This window comes from Sphingomonas sp. (assembly GCA_019635535.1).
Taxonomy (GTDB): domain Bacteria; phylum Pseudomonadota; class Alphaproteobacteria; order Sphingomonadales; family Sphingomonadaceae; genus Allosphingosinicella.
In genome coordinates this window covers 2,107,061-2,127,197 of record JAHBZH010000001.1, presented here as the reverse complement: position 1 = coordinate 2,127,197, position 20,137 = coordinate 2,107,061, and the positions used below count along the sequence as shown (strand labels likewise).

Sequence of the window (20,137 nt, the reverse complement as noted above, 5' to 3'; positions counted from 1 at the left end):
GATGCTGAACCTCTCCCGCCGCTTCGCCTTTTCGGAGGAGCATGATCTGTTCCGCGACCAGGTCCGCAAATTCTTCGATCGCGAGCTGACGCCACATCTGGAGCGCTGGGAGGAGCAGGGCGAGATCGACCGTGACTTCTGGCGCAAGGCGGGCGAGGCGGGCCTGCTCTGTCCCAATGTTGCGGAAGCTTATGGCGGGCTCGGCCTCGATTTCGGCTACAATGCAGTGATCGACGAGGAGCTGGGCTATCTCGGCTCCACCGCCGGCATCGGACTCCATTCCGACATCGTCGCGCCCTATATCGAGCATTACGGTTCCGAGGCGCTGAAGCGCCACTGGCTGCCCCGGATGATCTCCGGCGAGACGCCGACCGCGATCGCCATGACCGAGCCCGGCGCGGGTTCCGATCTGCAGGGCATCCGCACCACCGCGATCAAGGATGGCGATGACTACATCGTCAACGGCTCAAAGACCTACATCACCAACGGCCAGCATGCCGAGCTGGTGATCGTCGTCGCCAAGACCGATCCGGGCGAGGGCGCGAAGGGCACCTCGCTGATCCTGGTCGAGGCGGACCGGCCGGGCTTCGAGCGCGGGCGCAATCTCGACAAGATCGGGCTGCACGGCCAGGACACGTCGGAGCTGTTCTTTCAGGACGTCCGGGTGCCGCAATCGAACCTGCTCGGCGCCGAAGGGATGGGCTTCGCCTATCTGATGAACCAGCTCCCGCAGGAGCGGCTCAACATCGCCGTCGGCGCCCAGGCATCCGCCCAGCGCGCCTTCGACGAGGCGGTGAAGTTCACCAAGGAGCGCAAGGCGTTTGGGCGTACGGTATTCGAATTCCAGAACACCCGATTCACCCTGGCCGATCTGCAGGCCAAGCTTCAGGTCGGTTGGGCGCATCTCGACTGGGCGCTGCAGCGTCACATGGCGGGCAAGCTGACGCCGGACGAGGCGAGCGCGGCGAAGCTGTGGCACACCGAACTGCAATGGGAGGTGTGCGATGCGAGCCTGCAATTGCATGGCGGTGCGGGCTATATGAACGAATATCTGATCGCCCGCCTGTGGCGCGACGCCCGCGTCACCCGCATCTTCGGCGGCACCAACGAGATCATGAAGGAAGTGGTGAGCCGCTCGATCTGACGGTCAGGGATATTCCCGCTCGAAAGCTACTGCCGCACCCAGCAGGCCGGGTTCCGGATAGGTCGCCAGCACCACGGAGACGCGCTGCATGCGCTCCCGGTAGCGCCCCTTGGCGGTGAAGCGAGCGGCGAAGGCGGGGGCGCGGAGCAGGTGGGCGATGCGATTGGCGAGGCTGCCGGTGATCGCGACGCCCATCGCGCCGTGGGCGAGACTGATATCGCCCGCTGCGGCGCCGAAGCAGCGGACCAGGATGTCGAGCGCATGGACGGCAATGGCGTCACGGCCATCGATCGCTACGCTCCACAGGTCGCCGGCATTGTTCGCTTCGACCTCCATGCTGCCCGCGAGATGGCGGTAGATATCGATCAGGCCGGGACCGGAGACGATCCGCTCTACCGAAGCACGGCCGTACAGTTCGACCAGCGCGTCGGACAGCTCCTCCTCCTCGGGATCGAACGGGGCGAAGCCGATATGGGCGGCCTCGGTCTCGATCACCGAAACCCTGCCCTTACGGCGCGAGAAGAGGGCGACCCCGAGTCCGGTGCCAGGGCCGAGCACGCTGACCACGCCATCCTCAGGCAAGGTTGGCGGGCCAGCGACATGCTCCAGTTCGTCCGGTCCCAGGATCGACACGGCATGCGCCGCCGCGCCGAAATCGTTGAGCAGCAACAGGCGGTTGAGGCTCAGGGTCTCGGCGATGGTGAAGCGCGGTATGCGCCAGTCGCTGTTCATGAAGCGCAACACTTCGCCCTCGATCGGCGCGGCGACGGCGAGCGCGGCGTCTTTCGGCAGCGGCTCCCCGCAATCCTCTGCGAAGCACGCCCAGGCGGCCTCGAGCCCGTCATGCTCGCGCGTGCGGTAGCGCTTCATCGGGCCGATGTCGGGGCGCCCATCGCCAAGCACGGCGATGGCGAAGCGCGCATGGGTACCTCCGATGTCGCCGACGACGATCCGCATGCCGGTTTCCTAGTCGCGATGGCGTTTCGGCGAAAGAGCGAAGCCTGCTTGCCGTCGGCGGTGAACGGTGAGATTTTGCACATAGACCGCATGATGAGAGTGCGGCGCGAGGGGGAGGAATATATGAGCGATTCGATCAGGACGCCGGTGCATTTCTGGATCGTCGGCGCGGTCGCGACTGTCTGGAACGGCCTGGGCGCGTTCGACTATGTGATGACCCAGACGCGCAACGAGGCTTATCTCGCGGGCTTCACCGATCCGCAGCGTATCTATTTCGAAAGCTTTCCGATCTGGATGGAAGCGACCTGGGCGCTGGGCGTCTGGGGTGGTTTCGCGGGCGCGCTGCTGCTGTTGCTGCGCAGCCGTTGGGCGGTGATGGCCTTCACCGTCTCGCTGCTCGGCCTGGCCGTGAGCACCGTCTATCAATATGTGCTGATGACCCCGCCGGCGGACATGATGACGGGAGGCATGATCGCGATGAACGTGGCGATCTGGGCCATCGCGATCGGCTTGCTCTGGTATGCGCTGCGGATGCGGCGGGCGGGCGTGCTGCGCTGAATCGGCTAGCGGTTGCGGCGCCCTTCGATCAGCGCATCGACCAGTGAAGGATCGGCCAGCGTCGAGGTGTCGCCGAGCGATCCGAACTCGTTCTCCGCGATCTTGCGCAGGATGCGGCGCATGATCTTGCCGGAGCGGGTCTTGGGCAGAGCGGGCGTGAAGTGGATGAGGTCCGGCGAGGCGATCGGGCCGATCTCGGTGCGGACATGTTGGCGCAGCTCCGCTTCCAGCGCGGCGCTGCCCTCCTCGCCGGCGATCAGGGTGACGTAGCAATAGATGCCCTGGCCCTTGATGTCGTGCGGGTAACCGACCACGGCGGCCTCGGCGACCAGCTCGTGGCTGACCAAAGCGCTTTCGACTTCGGCGGTGCCTAGCCGGTGGCCGGAGACATTGATGACGTCGTCCACCCTCCCGGTGATCCAGTAATAGCCGTCCTCGTCGCGGCGGCAGCCGTCGCCGGTGAAATATTTGCCGCGATAGGCGCTGAAATAGGTCTGGGCGAAGCGTTCGTGATCGCCATAGACGGTGCGCATCTGGCCGGGCCAGGATCGGGTAATGCACAGATTGCCGGAGGTGGCGCCTTCGAGCACGCCGCCTTCGGCATCGACCAGCTCCGGCACCACGCCGAAAAAGGGCTTGCCGGCCGATCCCGGCTTCATGTCGTACGCGCCGGGCAGGGTGGTGATCATCACGCCGCCGGTCTCGGTCTGCCACCAGGTGTCGACGATGGCGCAGCGCTCGTCGCCGACGACGCGGTGATACCATAGCCAGGCCTCCGGATTGATCGGCTCGCCGACCGTGCCGAGCAGGCGGATCGAGCTCCGGTTGTGCTTCGTCACCGGTGCCTCACCCTCGCGCATCAGCGCCCGGATCGCGGTGGGGGCGGTGTAGAAGATGTTGACCTTGTGCCGCTCGACCGTGTCCCAGAAGCGGGAGAAATCGGGGTAGTTCGGCACGCCTTCGAACATGAAGGTCGTCGCGCCGTTGGCGAGCGGGCCGTAGACGACGTAGCTGTGCCCCGTCACCCAGCCCACATCGGCGGTGCACCAGAAAATCTCGCCGGGCCGATAGTCGAAGACGTAATGGAAGGTCGCCGCGGTCCAGACCGCATAGCCGCCGGTCGTGTGCAGCACGCCCTTGGGCTTGCCGGTGGAGCCGGACGTGTAGAGGATGAACAGCGGGTCTTCCGCGTTCATCGGCTCGCAGGGGACGTCCGCGCCGTCCTGCGCGATCTCGTCATACCAGCGATCGATGTCCGGGTTGAACGCGATCTCGTTGCCGAGATGGCGCACCACGATCACCGCCTCGACCGGCGTGCCGCCATGGGCGAGCGCGGCATCGACATTGGCCTTGAGCGGCACCAACTTGCCGCCGCGCAGGCCGCCGTCGGCGGTGATGACGAAGCGGCTGCCGCAATCCTCGATCCGGCCGTGCACCGCCTCGGGCGAGAAGCCGCCGAAGACGACGCTGTGGATCGCGCCGATCCGTGCGCAGGCGAGCATCGCCACCGCCGCCTCCGGGATCATCGGCAGATAGAGCGTGACGCGGTCGCCTTTCGCGGCGCCGAGCCGCTTGAGCGCGCCGGCCATCCGCACGACTTCGGCGTGCAGCGCGCCATAGGTAATCCGGCGCACCACGCCCGGTTCGTCCCCCTCCCAGATAATCGCGACGTCGTCGGCGCGCTCGGGCAGGTGGCGATCCACGCAATTGTGGCAGAGGTTGAGGACGCCGTCCTCGAACCATCTGATCTCGACCGGATCGTAGGACCAGCCCGCGATCCGCGTCGGCGGCTTCACCCAATCGAGCCTTTGCGCCTGCCCGGCCCAGAAGCCGCCCGGATCGTCGAGCGAGCGGCGATACAGCTCCTCATATTGTTCGGCGGTGCAATGGGTGACGGCGCGCGCGGCGGCGGGTGGCGGGATGCGATCGACCATGGCCGAGCCTAACCTCTCCCCGGCGCGCGCGCCAGCCGGTGATGACCGCCTATTGGCCCAGCACGCGCTCGCGAAGCCTGTCGCCCAACGAACGGCGGCGGCGCGGCTCCTCCTGCTGCGGGCGCCGGTCCCGGGCACGCTCGCTGCCGCCTATCATCGCCGCCATGTCCATCCCGAGCATGCCGGCATGGGCGGAGCGGGTACGCAGCTTCACCGTCCAGTCCGGCGTCCAACCGCGTGGCGCATTGGCGGGGCGATCAGGATAACTGAAATTGGCCTCCGGCCCGAAGGCGACGACGTTGAGCATCGCGCCTTCGACGGCGCCACCCACCTCGGCCGGCACCGTGCATTGCCGCGCCTCGGCGGGCAGCAGTACGCGTTGGCCGATCAGCCGCGCGACCTCGTCCGGGGCCAGATAGTCGATCAGGCCCATATGGGCGAAGCGCGAGGCGCTGGAAGACCAGATCACCACTGTGCCGTCGCGCGCGCCGCCCATGGCCGTGAGGAACCAGCCGCGCGCGTTCGGCACGTCGCGCCAGGCGACATTGACCGAGCCGGACGGCGTCGGCGCGTTGGCCGAAAGCTGGATGGGCGCGAGGAAATCCTGCCCCTGGCCGAGCGTGAAGCGGATATCGGGCGTGTAATTGCCGCGCACGACATGCTCGCCGGCCAGCGAGCCGGTCGGCGGCACGCGCGTCTGGCTGCGCGCATTGGGCCATTCGCCATAGGTCGTACTGCGCGAGGCCGAGGGCGGCGTCATCGTCCTGAGATCGAGCGAGGCGAATTCGGGTGGTATCTGGCCCGCCGCGATCCGCTCCATGTCGATCACATAAGGCTGGCCCGGCCCGGCCCGCTCGCCGCAGCCCCAGTAGAAGAGGATGCGCCCGCGCGGCCGCTCCATGTTCTGCGGCCAGCGATTATCGGTGACCGTTTCGCGCTGGGTCGGCGCGGGCGAGACCAGCGGCAGCGACGGGCCGGCGCCGAGCGCGGCCGGCGGCAGATGCTCGGCCGAAGGCGCGCCTTGCGCGGCGCGCGGGCTGCCGAGCTGCAGATTGAGCGTGCGGTTGAAGCCGTCGCCCCCGCCGCCGGACATCAGCGCGCTCATGATATTGCCAGCGCCGCGGCCCTGGCCCATCGCGCCGATCGGCAGGCCGCTCGTCGTATCGGCGGACATCCAGTAGGTGACGGTCCCGCCCGCGCGCGGCTGCGCGACGGCCATCCCGACGACGGCAAGCGCGAAAGTGCCCGCGCCGAACAACAATATCGGTCTCATACGCATACTCTCCCATACGAACTGCGGTGAACGTTACCGCTCGTTACGGCGGCTTTCCAGTGGAACGAGCGGCCCGTGGCTGGCGTCGTGCCATGAGGAACGGGACATGCGAACAGCGGATGATCGCGCGGCTCTTCATGTTGCGGACAAGTGGGTTTATATATATGTGTGTATTATATGAGTAAAGCACCATATTCTCTTGAGGCGCGCCGATGAGCGTGACGACAGCCGATACGGCAACCGCGTCGGACGGCGGTGTCGGCCTGCACCGTTTCTGGTGGACCTTGCCGTTGGTCGCGGCGATGCTGATGCTGTGGGTCGCGACGATCGCGGGGCTGGCGCTGCGCGATCCGGCCGCCGACGCGGTGCTGATCGAGGCCGAGGCCGTTCCGGTCCAGCGGCTGCGCGCGGAAGTGGCGGCGACCAGCGCGACCGAGCTGCGCGAGGTTGCGCCGCAGGACGCGGTGTCGATCAATGCCGGCATCCCGATCGCCGATATCGCCAATCCGGCGGCGCGTCCGTTCATCGCCACCGGCGCGGCCGTCGATCGGCTCCGCTCGCTCGATTGCCTGACCGCCGCCATCTATTACGAGGCGGCGCGCGAGACGACCGACGGGCAGCGCGGCGTCGCCCAGGTGGTGCTGAACCGGGTACGTCATCCGGCCTATCCGAGCACGGTCTGCGGCGTCGTCTTCGAAGGTGCGCGGCGCTACACCGGCTGCCAGTTCTCCTTCAGTTGTGACGGCTCGCTGCGCCGCGCGCCGATGGCGGGCTATTGGGACCGCGCGCGCGCGGTCGCGGAAGCGGCGCTGAACGGCTACGTCCACGCGCCGGTCGGCTGGGCGACGCATTATCACGCCAATTATGTCGTGCCCTATTGGGCCTCCAGCCTGGTCAAATCGGCGACGATCGGCGCTCATATCTTCTACCGCTGGCGCGGCGGCTGGGGTCGGCCGGGCGCGTTCCTCAACCGCTATGCCGGGGCCGAGCCGGCGATCGCGTGGCGCGGCGGCTTCGGCCAGCCCGACGCCGCCGAGCGGCTGGCGGCGGAGGATGTCTCGGGCCGCGATGCCGCAGCTGCGCAGGCCGCGCAGGAAGCGTCCGGCGGGCACAGCGTGGACAGCTTCCAGCGCTCCGTGCTGCGTCGCTACGAGCCGCTGGCGCGCGAAAGCGCGACCGAGGTGATCGCCCAGCGCGCCCGCGCCGACCGGACGATGAGCGCCAGCCAACGCTGGGCCCTGACCGGCGAGGAGGAGGCCGAAGCCCCGCCGCAACGCCCGCTCGGCCGCTGGGGCGTGACGCCGCCGGAACGCCCCGTGCACGTCGCGCCGCCGCCGCCCGCGCCGGCCGGCGACGAGGCCGCCCAGGCCGCGCAATAAGCCTGGATCAGCGTCCGCCGCGCCAGTCGGCGTCACGGGCGCGGCGCTCGGCATCGGCGTCGAACGGTTCGCCCGCCATCATCTCCTGCGCCGCCTGCAGCACGATCGCCGCGCCGCCGGCCTGGCGATAGCCGCCGGTCTGCCCGCCCGAGCCACCGGCGGTCGTCATCACCCGCCAGCCCTGCGCCTCGCGACAGGCGAGGCCGGAGAAATCGGCGCCGTCGAAAGTGCGGCACAGGCTGCCGTCGGCGCGGGCGAAGCTGATCCCGATCCGGGTCGTCGCATCGGGCGCCTGGGCGGAGGCGAGTTGGGTATCCAGTGCTTCCGCCAGCGATCCACGCGCGACCATCATGCCGTCCTCGATCGCGATCGGCCCGCTGTCGCTCGGCAGACCGCGTCCGATGACGAGGCCCAGCACCAAAGTCGCGGCGATGGCGGCGAAATTCTGCCAGACCGGCCGGGCACGTCGGACCCGTGCTGCGGCGAAATCGACGACCTTCTCATCCGAAGGCTCCAGCAGCGCGCGCAGCCGCTCCGGCACCGGTTCGTCGGCGACAGGGCCGTAATGGGCAGTCAACCGGTCGCGCAGGCGCCGCTGGGTTTCCAGCCGATCGCGGAGCGCCGGATCGGCGGCCAGAGCGGCCTCGATCGCGGCGCGCGCGTCGCTATCCAGTTCGTCGTCCAGATAGGCCATCAGCATGTCGTCGTTCACGCCCATCATGCGGCCTCCAGCATCTGCGCGAGGGCCTGGCGCCCCCGGGTAAGGCGCGAGGTCAGGGTGCCGATCGGAATGTCGAGCAGGTCCGCCGCCTCGCGATAGGCGAGCCCTTCGACCAGGACGAGCGCGATCGCCTCGCGCTGCTCGTCGGGCAAGGCGTTCATCGCGCGATCCACATCCTTCATCTCGGCCGCCCGTTCGATGTCGCGATGCGCATCCGATCCCACCGTCTCGCCTTCCTCGGCGGGCGCGAAGGTCTGCGCGCGCCGGGTGCGGCTGCGTATCTCGTCGATCCAGCAATTGCGCATGATCCGCATCATCCACGCATCCAGTCTCGTTCCCGGCGCCCATTGCGCCTGCGCCTTCAACGCCCGCTCGACAGAGACCTGGGCAAGATCGTCGGCATCGGCCGCGTCGCGGGCGAGCGAACGCGCGAACCGGCGCAGCCGGGGCAGCAGCGTCAGCAACTCGCGCTCGAAAGCCTGCAACGGGGGCGTCCTCCAATCGCCTTTCAGGGAGGAAACGGATGGTCTCGCGCGTTTCATCCACGAGCAAGCGATTTTGTGGCAAGGAGAGGTCATGCGGACCCGAAACCTGATGCGCTGGGCGGTCGCGGCGGCGTTGTTGCTGGCGCCGGACATGGCATCGCAGGCGCAATTGCTGCCGCCCGTGCCCCCGGTGCCGCCGGTCGGCGATGTGATCGATGATGTCGGGCGGGTCGGCCGGGACGTGGTGAACGACGCAACGCGTGCCATCGACAATGTTCGGACCAGCGCCCGCGAGCTGGCCAGCGCGCGACTGCTGCGGCAGCGGGAGCTGGTGCGGGCCTATCCGGATCTGCTGGAGATGACCGATCTCGGCCCGGCCTTGCGCGGGGAGGTGATCGCGATCGATCCCGACGCAACCGTGCTGGCGGCAGTGGAGGCGGCGGGCTTCGCGCGGATAAGCGAAGAGGCGATCGAGGGCCTGGAGCTGCGCGCCGTGACCTTGCGCGTGCCGCGCGGCTGGTCGGTGGATAGGGCGTTGTCGCGGCTGCGCCGGATCGCGCCGGACGGCAGCTTCGCCGCCAATCACCTGCACGACCGGAGCGGCGCGGGCGGGGCGGCCACCGGCGCGCTGGCCCAGGGTTCGGGCGGCGGCGCGGCGGCGGTGGGCATGATCGACGGCGGCGTGGCCGCGCATCCGGCATTGCGCGGCGCGGTGCGGCAACAGGGTTTCGCGCAGGGCGCCCCCCGGCCGAGCGCGCACGGCACGGCGGTCGCCTCGCTGATCGCGGGGCAGGGCGCGGTGCGCGGCGCGGCACCGGGCCGGCCGTTGCTGGTCGCGGATGTCTATGGCAGCGACCCGGGCGGTGGCAATGCGGTGGCGCTGGCCCGCGCGCTCGGCTGGTTGGCACAGCAGCGGGTGCGGGTGGTGACGGTCAGCCTGGTCGGCCCCCCCAATCCGCTGGTCGAGCGCGCCGTCGCCCAAGCGCGCGGGCGCGGCATCCATATCGTCGCGGCGGTCGGCAATGACGGCCCGGCCGCGCCGCCGGCCTATCCCGCCTCCTATCCCGGCGTGATCGCGGTGACCGGCGTGGACGCCCGCAACCGGCCGCTGATCGAGGCGGGGCGGGCGCGCCATCTCGATTATGCCGCGCCGGGCGCCGACATGGCCGCCGCCGCCCCGGACGGGCGCGTGGCGGCGGTGCGGGGCACCTCCTATGCCGCACCGCTCGTCGCCGGGCGACTGGCCGGACATCTCGGGGCGCAAAACCCGATCGCCGCGCTCGACTCCGAGGCCAGCCCGAGAGGGCGGGGCCTCGGCCGCGGCGTGATCTGCGGGGCTTGCCGGACGCCGCTTCGATAAATTCTTTCGGCGGTCCGGGATTAAACCCGATCGCGCTCTCGTTAGCCGGTCAGGAGGACGGAAATCGTCCTCGCAAGACATGGGAGACGAGAGATGAAACTCACCATCAAGCTCATCGCCGGCTGCGCGATCCTCGCGGCGGCGCCCGCTTCGGCTCAGCTTCTGGGCGGCGTTGGCGGCGGTCTGGGCGGCGGCCTCGGCGGCACGCTGGCCGGCCCGCTCGGCGGCGTCAACCAGACGGTCAATGGCACGCTCAACGGTCGCGCCGACTCGCGCATCGAGCGCAATGTCGATCGCCGTTCGGGTCGAGCCAATGCCCGCGCTTCGGGCAATGCCGAAGGCAGCGGCGTCCTCGGCAGTGCCACCAGCGGCGCGCTCGGTTCGGTCGGCCTGAACGGCAATGCCGGCGGCAGCGCCTCGGGCGAAGCCGGCGGCGACGCCCAGCTGATCGGCACCGATGCGGTGCGAGAGACGGTCGGCGGCGCCCGCGAACGGGTGCGCGGCACCGTAGATACGGCCCGCAACACGGCCGACAGCGTCCGCAACACCGCCCAGAACAAGGTCGGTCAGGTCCGCAACCGCGCCGACGATACGGTGTCCCGTGTCCGCGACACGGCCGGCTCGGCTTCGGTCGGCGGTTCGGCGTCCGGCAATGCGTCGGGCAATGCCGAGGCGCGCCGCGATCCGCGCTGACGACAACAGGGGGTCGAGGGCAACCCTCCTGCCCGATGCCCTCGGGGAAGGTCCGGAGCCAGTCGCTCCGGGCCTTTTCCTTTGCCTGGACACTGCGGCGACCCCTAAGAAAGCGACATGAACCCGCTTTTCGCCGAGATGCCGACCTCGATCTTCGAGCATATGTCCGGCCTCGCCCGCGAACATGATGCGATCAATCTGGGGCAAGGCTTTCCCGATTTCGGCTGGCCCGACGATGTGATCGCGAAGGCCGCCGAGGCGCTGGCGGCCGGCTCCAACCAATATCCGCCGATGCGCGGCCTGCCGGAGCTGCGCGAAGCGGTGGCGGCGCATTACCGGGCGCATCAGGGGATCGAGGTCGATCCGGCGCATATCGTCGTGACTTCGGGCGCGACGGAGGCGCTGGCCGCGAGCATGCTGGCGCTGGTGTCGCCGGGCGACGAGGTGGTGCTGATCCAGCCGCTCTACGATGCCTATCTGCCGCTGGTGAAGCGCGCCGGCGGGGTGCCGAAGCTGGTGCGGCTGACCCCGCCGGACTGGCAGATCACCGAAGCAGCGCTGGCCGAGGCGTTCACCGAGCGGACGCGGCTCGTCATCCTCAACAATCCGCACAATCCCACGGCGCGGATGTTCGACGCGGAGGAATTGGGGCTGATCGCCGCAGCCTGCGTGAAGGCGGATGCGATCGCATTGGCCGACGAGGTGTGGGAGCATGTCGCGTTCGATGGACGCCGGCATGTCCCACTGTCGTCGCTGCCCGGCATGGCCGAGCGAACCGTGAAGGTCGGATCGGCGGGCAAGATCTTCTCGCTGACCGGCTGGAAAGTGGGCTGGGCGGTGGCACCGCCGCCGTTGATCGACGCCGTTGCTCGCGCCCATCAATTCGTCACCTTCACGACGCCGCCCAATCTGCAGAGCGCGGTCGCCTGGGGGCTGGGAAAGGGCGACGATTATTATGCCGCGATGCGCGCCGGCTTCGCCGAGGGACGCGACCGGCTGCGCGCGGGGCTGGAAGCGGCGGGCTTCGCGGTGCTGACGGCGGAAGGCAGCTATTTCCTCACCGTCGATCTCGCCGCGTCCGGCATCGACGCCGACGACACGACCTTCTGCGAGCGGGCAGTGCGCGAGGCGGGGGTGGCGGCGATTCCTTTGTCCGCCTTCTACGCGGAAAATCCGGTGCGCAACGTGATCCGCCTGTGCTTCGCCAAGCGGCCGGACGTGCTGGCCGAGGGCATCGCGCGGCTCAAGACCGTGCGCGGCCTGTATCGCGGCCAGACGATCTAGCGTTTCGTCCGCATGGCCCCGATCGCCGGATCGCAGGGCGCGGAAGTTGACGAACCTGACGCCACGTCGGGGACGAGTCGCCCCCGGCCAAGGATGTTCGAGACGCAATGAAAGGAGAAGAGGACGCAAGGGGCCGAAAATCATGGTCGCTCCAAGTCGCCACGATTCTGACAGAGCAAATCCTACATTCCAAGGGCGGACCCGATATCGGTTGCGATCATTGACCTTGCGCCTTCGCCTCACGCCCCATCGACCCGGCGATCCAGGCGCCGACGACGAGCTGGATGGCGTGGAAGATCATGATCGGCACGATCACGATCCCCGCCATCGGGCCGGGAAACAGGATGCGCGCCATCGGCACGCCGCTCACCAGCCCCTTCACCGAGCCGCAGAACAGGATCGCCGCGCGGTCCTCATGTGTGAAGCCGCCCCAGCGGCCCACCGCCCAGGCCAGCGCGAGGACGAAGATGAGCAGGGCGGCGAGCAGCGCCGACAGCACGGCGATCTCGCCCGGCGGGATGCGGCTCCACACGCCCTCGACCGTCGCGGCGGAAAAGGCGCCGTAGACGGCGAGCAGGATCGTGCCCTTGTCGACGATGGTCGTCAGCCGGGGCTTTCCTTCGATTCGCGGCGCGACGAACGGCCGCAGCGCGTGGCCGAGCAGGAAGGGGAGGAAGAGCAAAGCGACGATCCGCCAGATGCCGCCCAAGGCGATCTCGCTCCCCTCCGCCTGCAGCATCGCCGCGACCAGGAAGGGGGTCAGGAACACGCCGAGCAGGTTGGAAAAGGCCGCCGCCGCGACCGCCCCGGCGACATTGCCGCGCGCGATCGAGGTATAGGCGATCGAGGTCTGCACGGTGGAGGGCAGGGCGCAGAGATAGAGGATGCCGGTCCACAATTCCGGCGACAGCAGGCCGGGAAAGGCGCGCGCCAGAGCGATGCCGATCGCCGGGAAGGCGATGAAGGTGAGCGCCAGGATGGCGAGATGCAGCCGCCAGCCGGTGACGCCCGCGATCAGCGCCTCGCGCGGCAGGCGCGCGCCGTGCAGGAAGAAGAGCGAGAAGATCGCCGCATAGGTGACCCAGTCGAGCGCCCCGGCCCCATGTCCCGCGACGGGTAGCAGCGCCGCGAGCGCGACCGCCGCGATCAGCCAGAGGATGAACCGGTCTGGGAGGATGCGATCGAGCACGGGGACGGGTTAGGCGGCTTCGGCGCGAGGAGGCAAGCCATGTGTGTTTGACTCAATTCGATAAATAGCTAAATATCGAATCATGAGCAGCGTGTTCAAAGCCCTCGCCGATCCGACCCGCCGTCGGGTGCTGGCCTTGCTGCGCGAACGGCCGATGAGCGCGGGCGAACTGGCGGACCGGTTCGACGTCTCCAAGCCGACCATGTCGGCCCATTTCGCGGTGCTGCGCGAGGCGGGCCTGATCGATGCCAGCAAGCACGGCAAGTCGATCATCTACCGCCTGCGGATGTCGGTGCTGGAGGAGGCGCTGATGGAGCTCGCCCAAGCCGTCGGGCTCGACATGGCGCGCGGCGAGGCCGCGTCCGCCGGGGAAAAGAAGGAAAAGGAAGAAGAAGCATGACGCAGAGACAAAGAGAGCTCGCCTACGCGCTGGCCGGCGCCGCCTTGCTCATCGCCCTCCCGCTCCTGGGAGCGGCGGACGTTCTGGACGCGGGGCTGGGGCAACGCCTGTCCGGCGTGGCGATCGGGCTGATCCTTGCCGCCTACGGCAATATCGCCCCGAAGCAACTGGTCCGTTACGATCCGGAGTCCCCGCGGCCGGCGCGCAAGCAGGCGTTCATCCGCTTTTCCGGCCGGGTCTTCGTGATCGCCGGCCTCGCCCACGCTTTGGTCTGGGCGCTCGCGCCGATCGACCGGGCGACGCTCCTCTCGATGATCCCCGTCGCGGCCGGCCTGATTCTGGTCGGCCTGCGCTGCGCGTCGTCGAGATCGGCGTCCGGCAATGCATGAGGAGAAGAACATGACGCTTTTCGTCCGGATACCGCCCCGCATTCTCGCGATGATCGGCCTCGTTCTCGCCGTCTTACTGCTGACGCCCGCCGCCCGCGCCGAGCAGGGCTGGACCGGCGACTGGCACGGCACCCTGGCGATCCCGGGTGGCGAATTGCGCTTGCTGCTGACGATCAGCCAAAGCGACGACGGCGCGCTCGCCGCCGAGCTGGAGAGCCTGGATCAGGCCCCGGGACAGAAAATCCCGGTTTCGCCGATCGCGATCGCCGACGGGCGGCTGACCTTCTCGATTCCCGCGATCGGCGCGCGCTACGAGGGACACTGGCAGCCCGACCGCCAGATCTTCTCCGGCACGTTCAGCCAGGGCGGCGGGCTGCCGCTCGATTTCGCCCGCGGCGCCGGGGAGTCGCGGCCGGTCATCGAGGGGCTGGACGGCGCATGGCGGGGCGTCGTCAACCGCAACGGCGTCGATCTGCGGCTGATCGTGCGCATCGCCACCGGCCCGGGCGGCACGATCGCCGCGTTCGATGCGCCCGACATGATGGCGATGGGCCTGCCGGTGACCGGCCTGACCCGCGAGGGGCGGGACGTGGCCTTCACCGTGCCGGCGTCGGGCGCGAGCTTCCAGGGCATATTGTCGGGGGACGGTGCGCGCATCGCCGGCACCTGGCGCCTCCCGGGCTACCCCGATACCGCGCTGGCCTTCGCGCGCGATGCCGCGCCGACCGGGCCGCGCGCGCGGCCGCAATTGCCCCAGCCGCCTTTCCCCTATCGCACCGAGGAGGCGCGTTTCGACAATCCGCGCGCGCCGGGCGTGACGCTGGCCGGGACGCTGACCGTGCCGGAAGGGGAAGGGCCGTTCCCGGCCGCGATCCTGATCTCCGGCTCCGGCCCGCAGGACCGCGACGAGACGGTGTTCGGCCACAAGCCCTTCGCCGTGCTCGCCGACCATCTGACGCGCGCCGGCATCGCCGTGCTTCGCTACGACGATCGCGGCGCCGGCCAGTCGACCGGCAGCCATGCCGGCGCCACTTCGGCCGATTTCGCCACCGATGCCGATGCCGCCTTTTCCTGGCTCGCCGACAGACCGGAGATCGACGCGCGCGGGGTCGGCTTCGTCGGCCACAGCGAGGGTGGCCTGATCGGGCCGCTGGCGGCGCTCGACAATGACCGCGTCGCGTTCCTGGTGCTGATGGCCGGGCCGGGGACCGATACCGCCACGCTCATGGAATCGCAGCGCCGCGCGATCGGCGTCTCGGTGGGGATGAGCGCGGCCGATCTCGACCGCTCCGAGCCGATCCAGCGCCGCTATTTCGCGATCGCGGCCGGCGATCTCGACGAGACGGCGGCCGTGGCCGCCCTGGAGGCCGCGCTGACCGGCGACGCGCTGGCGGGGGCGGGCATCCCGGCGGCGCAGCGCGACGGCATGGTCCAGCGCATGCGCGATCCCTGGTTCCGCTTCTTCGCCCGCCACGATCCGGCCTCGGTGCTGGCGCGGATGAGGATGCCGGTGCTGGCGATCAACGGCGCGCTCGACCGGCAGGTGCCGGCTGCGGAGAATCTCGCCGGCATCCGCGCCGCGACGACCGGCAATCCCGATGTCACGATCGTCGAGCTGCCCGGCCTCAACCATATGTTCCAGACCGCCCGCACCGGCGGGATCGGCGAGTATGCCGATATCGAGGAGACGATGGCGCCGGGGGCGATGGAGACGATCACCGACTGGATCAACGCGCGCTTCCCGGCTGGCGGGCACTGAACGCTCAGTCGCCGCGCAGGCTCTTGTCCTCGCGGTAACGCGTTTCGATGAAGCGGCTCTGGGTCTGGAAGCTGAGATGGCGGTCGCTGCTGGCGCGGTCGAGGAGATGGTCGAGCTCGCCGGCGACGATGTCGAGGCTTTCGCCGAAGCGCTTGCTGCTTTCCGAGCCCGGCGCGCGAGTGCTGGCGGGCAGCTCCAGATAGGTATCGACCAGCCGCGGCAGATGCTCGCCGATCAGCCGCCGCGCGTCGCCGCCGACCGGGGAGCCGGGGTCGAGCATGGCGAGATCGGGCTGCAGCTCGGCGAGGCGGGTCAGGATGCGGTCGGCGGCGGGCAAGGCGCGGCCGGGCAGCTCGCGGCGCCGGTCGAGCAGCCCTTCCTCGGCGCGCGCGGCCAGCGTGCCGAGATCGATCGGGCGGCGCGGATCGCTTTGCCGGCGCGTCCGGCGGCTCGGCCAGAAGAGGCTGATCAGCGCGAACAGGAAGATGGTCGGCAGCGCGACGATCCAGGTCAGCAGCGGCACCGCGGCGAACAGACTCCAGGCGATCAGCAGGCCGACCAGAGCGACGAAGATCAGCCCGGCGCGGCGGGTGCGGCGGAGCGCTTCTTCCCAGGCGCGCCGGGCCTTGCGCTTCTTCGCCTCGCGCGCGGCGGACGAGCCGAGGCTGCGGCGCAGGAAATCCTCGGTGTCGTAGAGGATTCGTTCCAGCTCGAACGCCATGCTCATTCGCTCTTGATGCCGCCGTCTTCCTTGTAGCGGCTTTCGAGGAAACGGCCCTGCGTCTCGAACGCGTCGAGATCCTCGCGGGCGAGCTTGCGGCCGAGATCGTCAAGGGCGACGCGCGCGGCGTCGAGCCCCTGGACGAGCCGCTCGTCCACCGTCAGACCTTCTCCGTCGCGGTCGCGGCGATACTGCGCGGGGACGCGCTCGTAGCGTTCGATCAGTTCGGGCAGATGGCGACCCATCAGCCGGCGCGCGTCCTGCGCCAGCGGATCGAGCGTCGCGGTCTCGGCGAGCCGGTTCTCCAGCAGCGGAAGCTGCGCGCTGATCGCGTCGAGCCGGCTGGCGGCGGGCGCGGGGAGGGCGGCGCGCTTGCGGCCGAGCAGGCTGTCGAGCCGCTGCACCACCGCCTTGTTCGGCATCGAATCCTTATATTCGACGATCGGCCGCTCGCCCGACCAGAGCGAGAAGACGATCACGGCCAGGAACATCAGCGCCATGACGATGAAGACGCCGGTGATGCCGATGCCGTTCAGCACGATCCCGGCGACGATCGCGCCGAGCAGCACCACGCCGAGCGCGATGCCGACATTGGTGGCGCGCCGGGCGACCTGGCTGGCATAATGGCGGGTCCGCGCGCGATCGGCGGCGCGGTCCGCCGCCGTGCGCGAGGATGCGGTGCGGTCGATCCGCCCCATCACTTCCTCGAAGCGGGCGATCGCCTGATCGACGCTGCGCGGATGGTCCGGCATGGGCGGCGCGCTCCCTTCAGCCCTCGAGCGCGGTCAGCGGGGATTCGCTGGGGCCGGAGAGCTGGTTCTGCGCCACCCCCTCGGCGCGGGCGATATAGCCGCGGCTCTTCTCGACCTCCTTGCCCAAAGTCTCGACCGTCTGCTTCATCGTGCCGAGCGCCTCGATTTTGAATTTGTCGATCGTGTCCATCGTGTCGTAGATGTTCTGGAAGGCGCGCTGCAGCGTCTCCAGCGGGATGGTCGAGCTCGCCGCCTGGCGGTGGATCTCTCCCGACTGATGCTTCAGAAGGTCGCCGGTGCTCTCGATCATGTTGGCCGTCGTGGTGTTGAGCGCGGTGATCTGCTCCAGCACCAGCTTCTGGTTGGTCAGGGCCTGGGCGACGGTGACGGCGGTGCGCAGCGCCGCGACGGTGGTGGTGGACGCGCGATCGACGCCTTTCACCAGCTCGACATTGTTCTTCTTGACCAGATCGAGCGCCAGGTAGCCCTGCACCGTCACCGCCATCTGGGTGAGCAGATCGGTGGTGCGCTGGCGGGTGTAGAAGAGCGCGGTCTCGCGGATCGCCTTGGCCTTGGCCGGCTCGGTGGCGTCGAGCTCCGCCGCCGTGTCCTCCAGCTTCTGGTCGAGCGCCTTGGAGATGTGGATCATCTGCTCCAGCTTGCCCATCGTCTTCCACATGTTCGCGCGCTCGACGTCGATCGCGGCATTGTCCATGAGGAGCTCGTCCTTGCCGCTGGCGAGCGCGGCGAGGATCGACGAGATATGGGTCTGCGCCGACTGATATTTCATGAAATAGCCGCGCAGCGAATTGCCCCAGGGGATGATGCCGAACAGCTTGCGCGGCTTCACGCCCCGGCCGGGATCGAGGCCCTCGACGGTCTTCCTGAGCTCGGTGAGGTTGGCGCCGATGCCGGTGTCCTTGTCGATCGCCTTCACCGGCCGGTCGAGGAAGCGGTTGGAATGGCCGGCGGCTTCCGCGATCTCCTTGCGGCCCATCGTGGTCAATTGATCGACCTTCTTGCCGAAATCGGGCGAATTGGCGTCGAGCGCGACCAGGTCGGCGACGAACTTGTCGACCCGCTCCTCGAGCTGGCTCTTCTGGTCGTCCTTCAGCGGGACGAGGCCGGCCGCCTGCTCGGGCTGCAGCGACTGGAGCGGCTGGGGCGGATCGAGCGTCAGCGTCGGCGCGCCTTCGGTCCCGGTCTGCGTTTCGGTCTGCGTGGCCATGCTTCGTCCCCGTTCCTTGCGGTTTCGAGCGAGATTGGGGCTTCGCGGGGCCGAGCGCAAGGGACAACGTGTCTTATTTCGATAAGTCACCCGGGTCTGCTGTCAAGCTGAACGCCGCCTAACCCATCGATTCAGAACCGGCTCAGCCCAACAGGCGTAGAACTCGAATCAGACGCGGATGTCTGTTTCCCGCGCAGGACTCGAAGGGAGTTTGTCATGCGTACCCTTGTTCTTGGCACCGCTGCCGCCCTCATGGCGGTTCCGGCCGTCACCGTTCCTACCATCGGCGCGACGGCGGAGGCGCAGAGCCGTTACGATCGTTACGACCGCTACGATCGCCGCGACTATCGCGACCGGCGCGCCTATGCCCGCTATTACGACCAGCGCGGCTATTATCACGGGCCGACCTGGCGCGGGCGCGACGGGCGCTATCATTGCCGCCGCAGCGACGGCACGACCGGCCTGATCATCGGCGGCGCGGCGGGCGCACTGGCCGGCCGGGCGATCGACGGCGGCCGCGACCGCACCGCCGGCACGATCATCGGCGCCGTCGTCGGCGGCCTGATCGGCCGCGAGATCGACCGCGATGGCGGCCGCCGCTGCCGCTAATCCGGCGACAAGCCCTTCGCATTCGGCGTGACCCCTCGCCGGATCGGAGCACAGGACGCCCCGACCTTCCCCCAGGCCGGGGCGTCTCCTATGAAGGGCCTCGTCCGGATTACGACGGAGGTTCAAGCGGATGCGAAGGCTAGCGATGATGGGGATCACTGTGCTGGCGCTGGCCGGCGTTGCGGCCTGCAACGGCGCACAGTCACCCGTTGCCTCGAACGAGACCGACGCGGTGGAGGGCGACGACAGCGTCGCCGGCACGATCCGCACGCGCCAGGCGCATTACAAAGAGATGGCGCGCCTTTCCAAAGCGATCGGCGATCAGCTCAAGGCGCGCAATCCGGCCGTCGGGGAAATCCAGGGCAATGCGCGCCGCCTTGCCGACCTCGCGCCGCAAATCCTGACCTGGTTTCCCGCCGGCAGCGGCCCGGAATCAGGAATAAGGACCCGAGCCCGGCCCGAAATCTGGACGGACCAGGAAGGTTTCGGCGAGGCCGCCGCGCGTTTCGTCGCGACCAGCCAGGAGTTCAGCACGATCGCCGGCGGGGGCGACCTCGATGCGATTCGCACCTTGCAACCCGATCTGGGACCGGCCTGCCGCAACTGTCACGATCGCTTTCGGGCGCCGGAACAGGAATGAAGCGTGTCGTCCATATCCCGATCTGGGATTTGCCGACCCGCATTTTCCACTGGTCGATCGTTCCGCTGATCCCGTTCCTGTGGTGGAGCGCACAGGAAGGCCGGATGGATCTGCACATCCCCGCCGGGATCGCGATGCTGGGCCTGCTCGTCTTCCGGCTGCTCTGGGGCGTGACCGGCGGCTCGACCGCGCGTTTCGCCGGTTTCATCAAGGGACCGCGCGCGCTGCGCGACCAGATTGCCGGGCGCGGCGCACCGTCTGCCGGGCATAGTCCGCTTGGCGCGCTCAGCGTGATCGCGATGCTGGCTGTGCTCGCCGCCCAGGTCGGGCTCGGCCTGTTCGCGGTGGACGAGGACGGGCTGGCCTCCGGTCCGCTTGCGCATTTCGTGAGCTATGATGCGTCGGAGCGGCTTACCGAACTGCACCACGATCTGTTCGATGTCCTGCTCGTGCTGATCGCGCTGCATGTGGCGGCAATCCTCTTCTACCTGATCGTCCGCCGCCGCAATCTGGTGCGCGCCATGCTGCTCGGCAAAGGAGATGCACCTGCGGACGCGGTGCCGATGCGACCCGCTCCCGTCTGGCGATTCTGGGCGGCCGCGGCTGTCGCGGCGGCTGTCGCGATCCAAACCGGCATGCTGACCTAGGCAGCGCGCGGCCAG

At 69.0% G+C, this 20,137-nt stretch carries 21 protein-coding genes; 12 read left to right on the top strand and 9 right to left on the bottom strand.

Features of this window, described 5'->3' with window-relative positions; translation table 11 throughout:
• The first annotated feature begins 1 nt into the window (after position 1).
• Positions 2–1,144: an acyl-CoA dehydrogenase family protein gene (locus KF780_10905; protein MBX3562307.1), complete on the top strand. Its 1,143-nt coding sequence runs from the start codon at positions 2–4 to the stop codon at positions 1,142–1,144.
• A 3-nt stretch (positions 1,145–1,147) separates the two neighbouring features.
• Here KF780_10905 and KF780_10900 read toward each other — a convergent pair whose 3' ends face one another.
• A complete protein-coding gene (locus tag KF780_10900) occupies positions 1,148–2,101 on the bottom strand; it encodes a glucokinase (protein MBX3562306.1) in 954 nt (317 codons plus the stop codon).
• A 123-nt stretch (positions 2,102–2,224) separates the two neighbouring features.
• Between KF780_10900 and KF780_10895 the strand changes: the two genes are divergently transcribed.
• Positions 2,225–2,659, top strand: coding sequence for a hypothetical protein (locus KF780_10895; protein MBX3562305.1), 435 nt, complete (start codon positions 2,225–2,227; stop codon positions 2,657–2,659).
• Between the two features lie 5 nt (positions 2,660–2,664).
• On the opposite strand, the gene acs is transcribed toward KF780_10895, so the two are convergent.
• On the bottom strand, positions 2,665–4,593 hold the full coding sequence (gene acs, locus KF780_10890; GenBank protein ID MBX3562304.1) for an acetate--CoA ligase: 1,929 nt from the start codon (positions 4,591–4,593) through the stop codon (positions 2,665–2,667).
• Between the two features lie 49 nt (positions 4,594–4,642).
• Positions 4,643–5,866 carry a hypothetical protein gene (locus tag KF780_10885; protein MBX3562303.1) on the bottom strand — a complete coding sequence of 408 codons (1,224 nt, stop codon included), beginning with the start codon at positions 5,864–5,866 and terminating at the stop codon, positions 4,643–4,645.
• 302 nt (positions 5,867–6,168) lie between these two features.
• On the opposite strand from KF780_10885, the gene KF780_10880 reads away from it, so the two are divergent.
• The gene (locus tag KF780_10880; protein MBX3562302.1) at positions 6,169–7,245 is read left to right on the top strand and encodes a cell wall hydrolase; all 1,077 of its coding nucleotides are present in this window, start codon (positions 6,169–6,171) and stop codon (positions 7,243–7,245) included.
• Positions 7,246–7,252: 7 nt separating this feature from the next.
• Here KF780_10880 and KF780_10875 read toward each other — a convergent pair whose 3' ends face one another.
• Entirely contained in the window at positions 7,253–7,966 is a 714-nt protein-coding gene (locus tag KF780_10875) for an anti-sigma factor (GenBank protein MBX3562301.1), read from the bottom strand.
• Entirely contained in the window at positions 7,963–8,508 is a 546-nt protein-coding gene (locus KF780_10870; GenBank protein MBX3562300.1) for a sigma-70 family RNA polymerase sigma factor, read from the bottom strand. Before KF780_10870 ends, KF780_10875 begins: the two co-directional genes overlap by 4 nt.
• Positions 8,509–8,542: 34 nt before the next feature.
• On the opposite strand from KF780_10870, the gene KF780_10865 reads away from it, so the two are divergent.
• The 3 genes from KF780_10865 (at position 8,543) to KF780_10855 (ending at position 11,788) form a co-directional block, all read left to right on the top strand.
• Positions 8,543–9,811, top strand: a complete 1,269-nt coding sequence (locus KF780_10865; protein ID MBX3562299.1) for a S8 family serine peptidase — start codon at positions 8,543–8,545, stop codon at positions 9,809–9,811.
• Positions 9,812–9,904: 93 nt separating this feature from the next.
• Complete coding sequence (locus tag KF780_10860; protein MBX3562298.1) at positions 9,905–10,504, top strand: hypothetical protein; 600 nt, start codon at positions 9,905–9,907, stop codon at positions 10,502–10,504.
• Between the two features lie 117 nt (positions 10,505–10,621).
• The gene (locus KF780_10855) at positions 10,622–11,788 is read left to right on the top strand and encodes an aminotransferase (protein ID MBX3562297.1); all 1,167 of its coding nucleotides are present in this window, start codon (positions 10,622–10,624) and stop codon (positions 11,786–11,788) included.
• Between the two features lie 217 nt (positions 11,789–12,005).
• Here the strand turns inward: KF780_10855 and KF780_10850 are convergent, their stop codons facing one another.
• Complete coding sequence (locus KF780_10850) at positions 12,006–12,977, bottom strand: bile acid:sodium symporter (GenBank protein ID MBX3562296.1); 972 nt, start codon at positions 12,975–12,977, stop codon at positions 12,006–12,008.
• A gap of 82 nt (positions 12,978–13,059) precedes the next feature.
• On the opposite strand from KF780_10850, the gene KF780_10845 reads away from it, so the two are divergent.
• Genes KF780_10845 through KF780_10835 form a run of 3 tightly spaced genes read left to right on the top strand, consistent with a single transcriptional unit; the run spans position 13,060 to position 15,525 of the window.
• Complete coding sequence (locus tag KF780_10845) at positions 13,060–13,377, top strand: winged helix-turn-helix transcriptional regulator (GenBank protein MBX3562295.1); 318 nt, start codon at positions 13,060–13,062, stop codon at positions 13,375–13,377.
• On the top strand, positions 13,374–13,766 hold the full coding sequence (locus KF780_10840) for an SdpI family protein (protein MBX3562294.1): 393 nt from the start codon (positions 13,374–13,376) through the stop codon (positions 13,764–13,766). The genes KF780_10845 and KF780_10840 overlap by 4 nt, the downstream gene beginning before the upstream one ends.
• A 10-nt stretch (positions 13,767–13,776) precedes the next feature.
• Positions 13,777–15,525 carry an alpha/beta hydrolase gene (locus tag KF780_10835; protein ID MBX3562293.1) on the top strand — a complete coding sequence of 583 codons (1,749 nt, stop codon included), beginning with the start codon at positions 13,777–13,779 and terminating at the stop codon, positions 15,523–15,525.
• A 4-nt stretch (positions 15,526–15,529) separates the two neighbouring features.
• Here KF780_10835 and KF780_10830 read toward each other — a convergent pair whose 3' ends face one another.
• Genes KF780_10830 through KF780_10820 form a run of 3 tightly spaced genes read right to left on the bottom strand, consistent with a single transcriptional unit; the run spans position 15,530 to position 18,226 of the window.
• Positions 15,530–16,252, bottom strand: a complete 723-nt coding sequence (locus tag KF780_10830; GenBank protein ID MBX3562292.1) for a hypothetical protein — start codon at positions 16,250–16,252, stop codon at positions 15,530–15,532.
• Complete coding sequence (locus KF780_10825) at positions 16,249–16,998, bottom strand: hypothetical protein (protein ID MBX3562291.1); 750 nt, start codon at positions 16,996–16,998, stop codon at positions 16,249–16,251. Before KF780_10825 ends, KF780_10830 begins: the two co-directional genes overlap by 4 nt.
• A gap of 16 nt (positions 16,999–17,014) precedes the next feature.
• Positions 17,015–18,226, bottom strand: coding sequence for a toxic anion resistance protein (locus KF780_10820; protein ID MBX3562290.1), 1,212 nt, complete (start codon positions 18,224–18,226; stop codon positions 17,015–17,017).
• 216 nt (positions 18,227–18,442) lie between these two features.
• On the opposite strand from KF780_10820, the gene KF780_10815 reads away from it, so the two are divergent.
• From KF780_10815 to KF780_10805, 3 genes are all read left to right on the top strand, one after another.
• On the top strand, positions 18,443–18,835 hold the full coding sequence (locus KF780_10815) for a glycine zipper 2TM domain-containing protein (protein ID MBX3562289.1): 393 nt from the start codon (positions 18,443–18,445) through the stop codon (positions 18,833–18,835).
• Between the two features lie 145 nt (positions 18,836–18,980).
• The gene (locus tag KF780_10810; protein ID MBX3562288.1) at positions 18,981–19,475 is read left to right on the top strand and encodes a cytochrome c; all 495 of its coding nucleotides are present in this window, start codon (positions 18,981–18,983) and stop codon (positions 19,473–19,475) included.
• Positions 19,472–20,122, top strand: a complete 651-nt coding sequence (locus KF780_10805; GenBank protein MBX3562287.1) for a cytochrome b/b6 domain-containing protein — start codon at positions 19,472–19,474, stop codon at positions 20,120–20,122. Before KF780_10810 ends, KF780_10805 begins: the two co-directional genes overlap by 4 nt.
• Positions 20,123–20,137 lie beyond the last annotated feature (15 nt).

Bases quoted from the DNA above. Each gene is read 5' to 3' on its own strand.
- KF780_10905 (MBX3562307.1), top strand. From the start codon at position 2: ATGCTGAACCTCTCCCGCCGCTTCGCCTTTTCGGAGGAGCATGATCTG.
- KF780_10900 (MBX3562306.1), bottom strand. From the start codon at position 2,101: ATGCGGATCGTCGTCGGCGACATCGGAGGTACCCATGCGCGCTTCGCC.
- KF780_10895 (MBX3562305.1), top strand. From the start codon at position 2,225: ATGAGCGATTCGATCAGGACGCCGGTGCATTTCTGGATCGTCGGCGCG.
- acs (MBX3562304.1), bottom strand. From the start codon at position 4,593: ATGGTCGATCGCATCCCGCCACCCGCCGCCGCGCGCGCCGTCACCCAT.
- KF780_10885 (MBX3562303.1), bottom strand. From the start codon at position 5,866: ATGAGACCGATATTGTTGTTCGGCGCGGGCACTTTCGCGCTTGCCGTC.
- KF780_10880 (MBX3562302.1), top strand. From the start codon at position 6,169: ATGCTGATGCTGTGGGTCGCGACGATCGCGGGGCTGGCGCTGCGCGAT.
- KF780_10875 (MBX3562301.1), bottom strand. From the start codon at position 7,966: ATGATGGGCGTGAACGACGACATGCTGATGGCCTATCTGGACGACGAA.
- KF780_10870 (MBX3562300.1), bottom strand. From the start codon at position 8,508: ATGAAACGCGCGAGACCATCCGTTTCCTCCCTGAAAGGCGATTGGAGG.
- KF780_10865 (MBX3562299.1), top strand. From the start codon at position 8,543: ATGCGGACCCGAAACCTGATGCGCTGGGCGGTCGCGGCGGCGTTGTTG.
- KF780_10860 (MBX3562298.1), top strand. From the start codon at position 9,905: ATGAAACTCACCATCAAGCTCATCGCCGGCTGCGCGATCCTCGCGGCG.
- KF780_10855 (MBX3562297.1), top strand. From the start codon at position 10,622: ATGAACCCGCTTTTCGCCGAGATGCCGACCTCGATCTTCGAGCATATG.
- KF780_10845 (MBX3562295.1), top strand. From the start codon at position 13,060: ATGAGCAGCGTGTTCAAAGCCCTCGCCGATCCGACCCGCCGTCGGGTG.
- KF780_10840 (MBX3562294.1), top strand. From the start codon at position 13,374: ATGACGCAGAGACAAAGAGAGCTCGCCTACGCGCTGGCCGGCGCCGCC.
- KF780_10835 (MBX3562293.1), top strand. From the start codon at position 13,777: ATGACGCTTTTCGTCCGGATACCGCCCCGCATTCTCGCGATGATCGGC.
- KF780_10830 (MBX3562292.1), bottom strand. From the start codon at position 16,252: ATGAGCATGGCGTTCGAGCTGGAACGAATCCTCTACGACACCGAGGAT.
- KF780_10825 (MBX3562291.1), bottom strand. From the start codon at position 16,998: ATGCCGGACCATCCGCGCAGCGTCGATCAGGCGATCGCCCGCTTCGAG.
- KF780_10820 (MBX3562290.1), bottom strand. From the start codon at position 18,226: ATGGCCACGCAGACCGAAACGCAGACCGGGACCGAAGGCGCGCCGACG.
- KF780_10815 (MBX3562289.1), top strand. From the start codon at position 18,443: ATGCGTACCCTTGTTCTTGGCACCGCTGCCGCCCTCATGGCGGTTCCG.
- KF780_10810 (MBX3562288.1), top strand. From the start codon at position 18,981: ATGATGGGGATCACTGTGCTGGCGCTGGCCGGCGTTGCGGCCTGCAAC.
- KF780_10805 (MBX3562287.1), top strand. From the start codon at position 19,472: ATGAAGCGTGTCGTCCATATCCCGATCTGGGATTTGCCGACCCGCATT.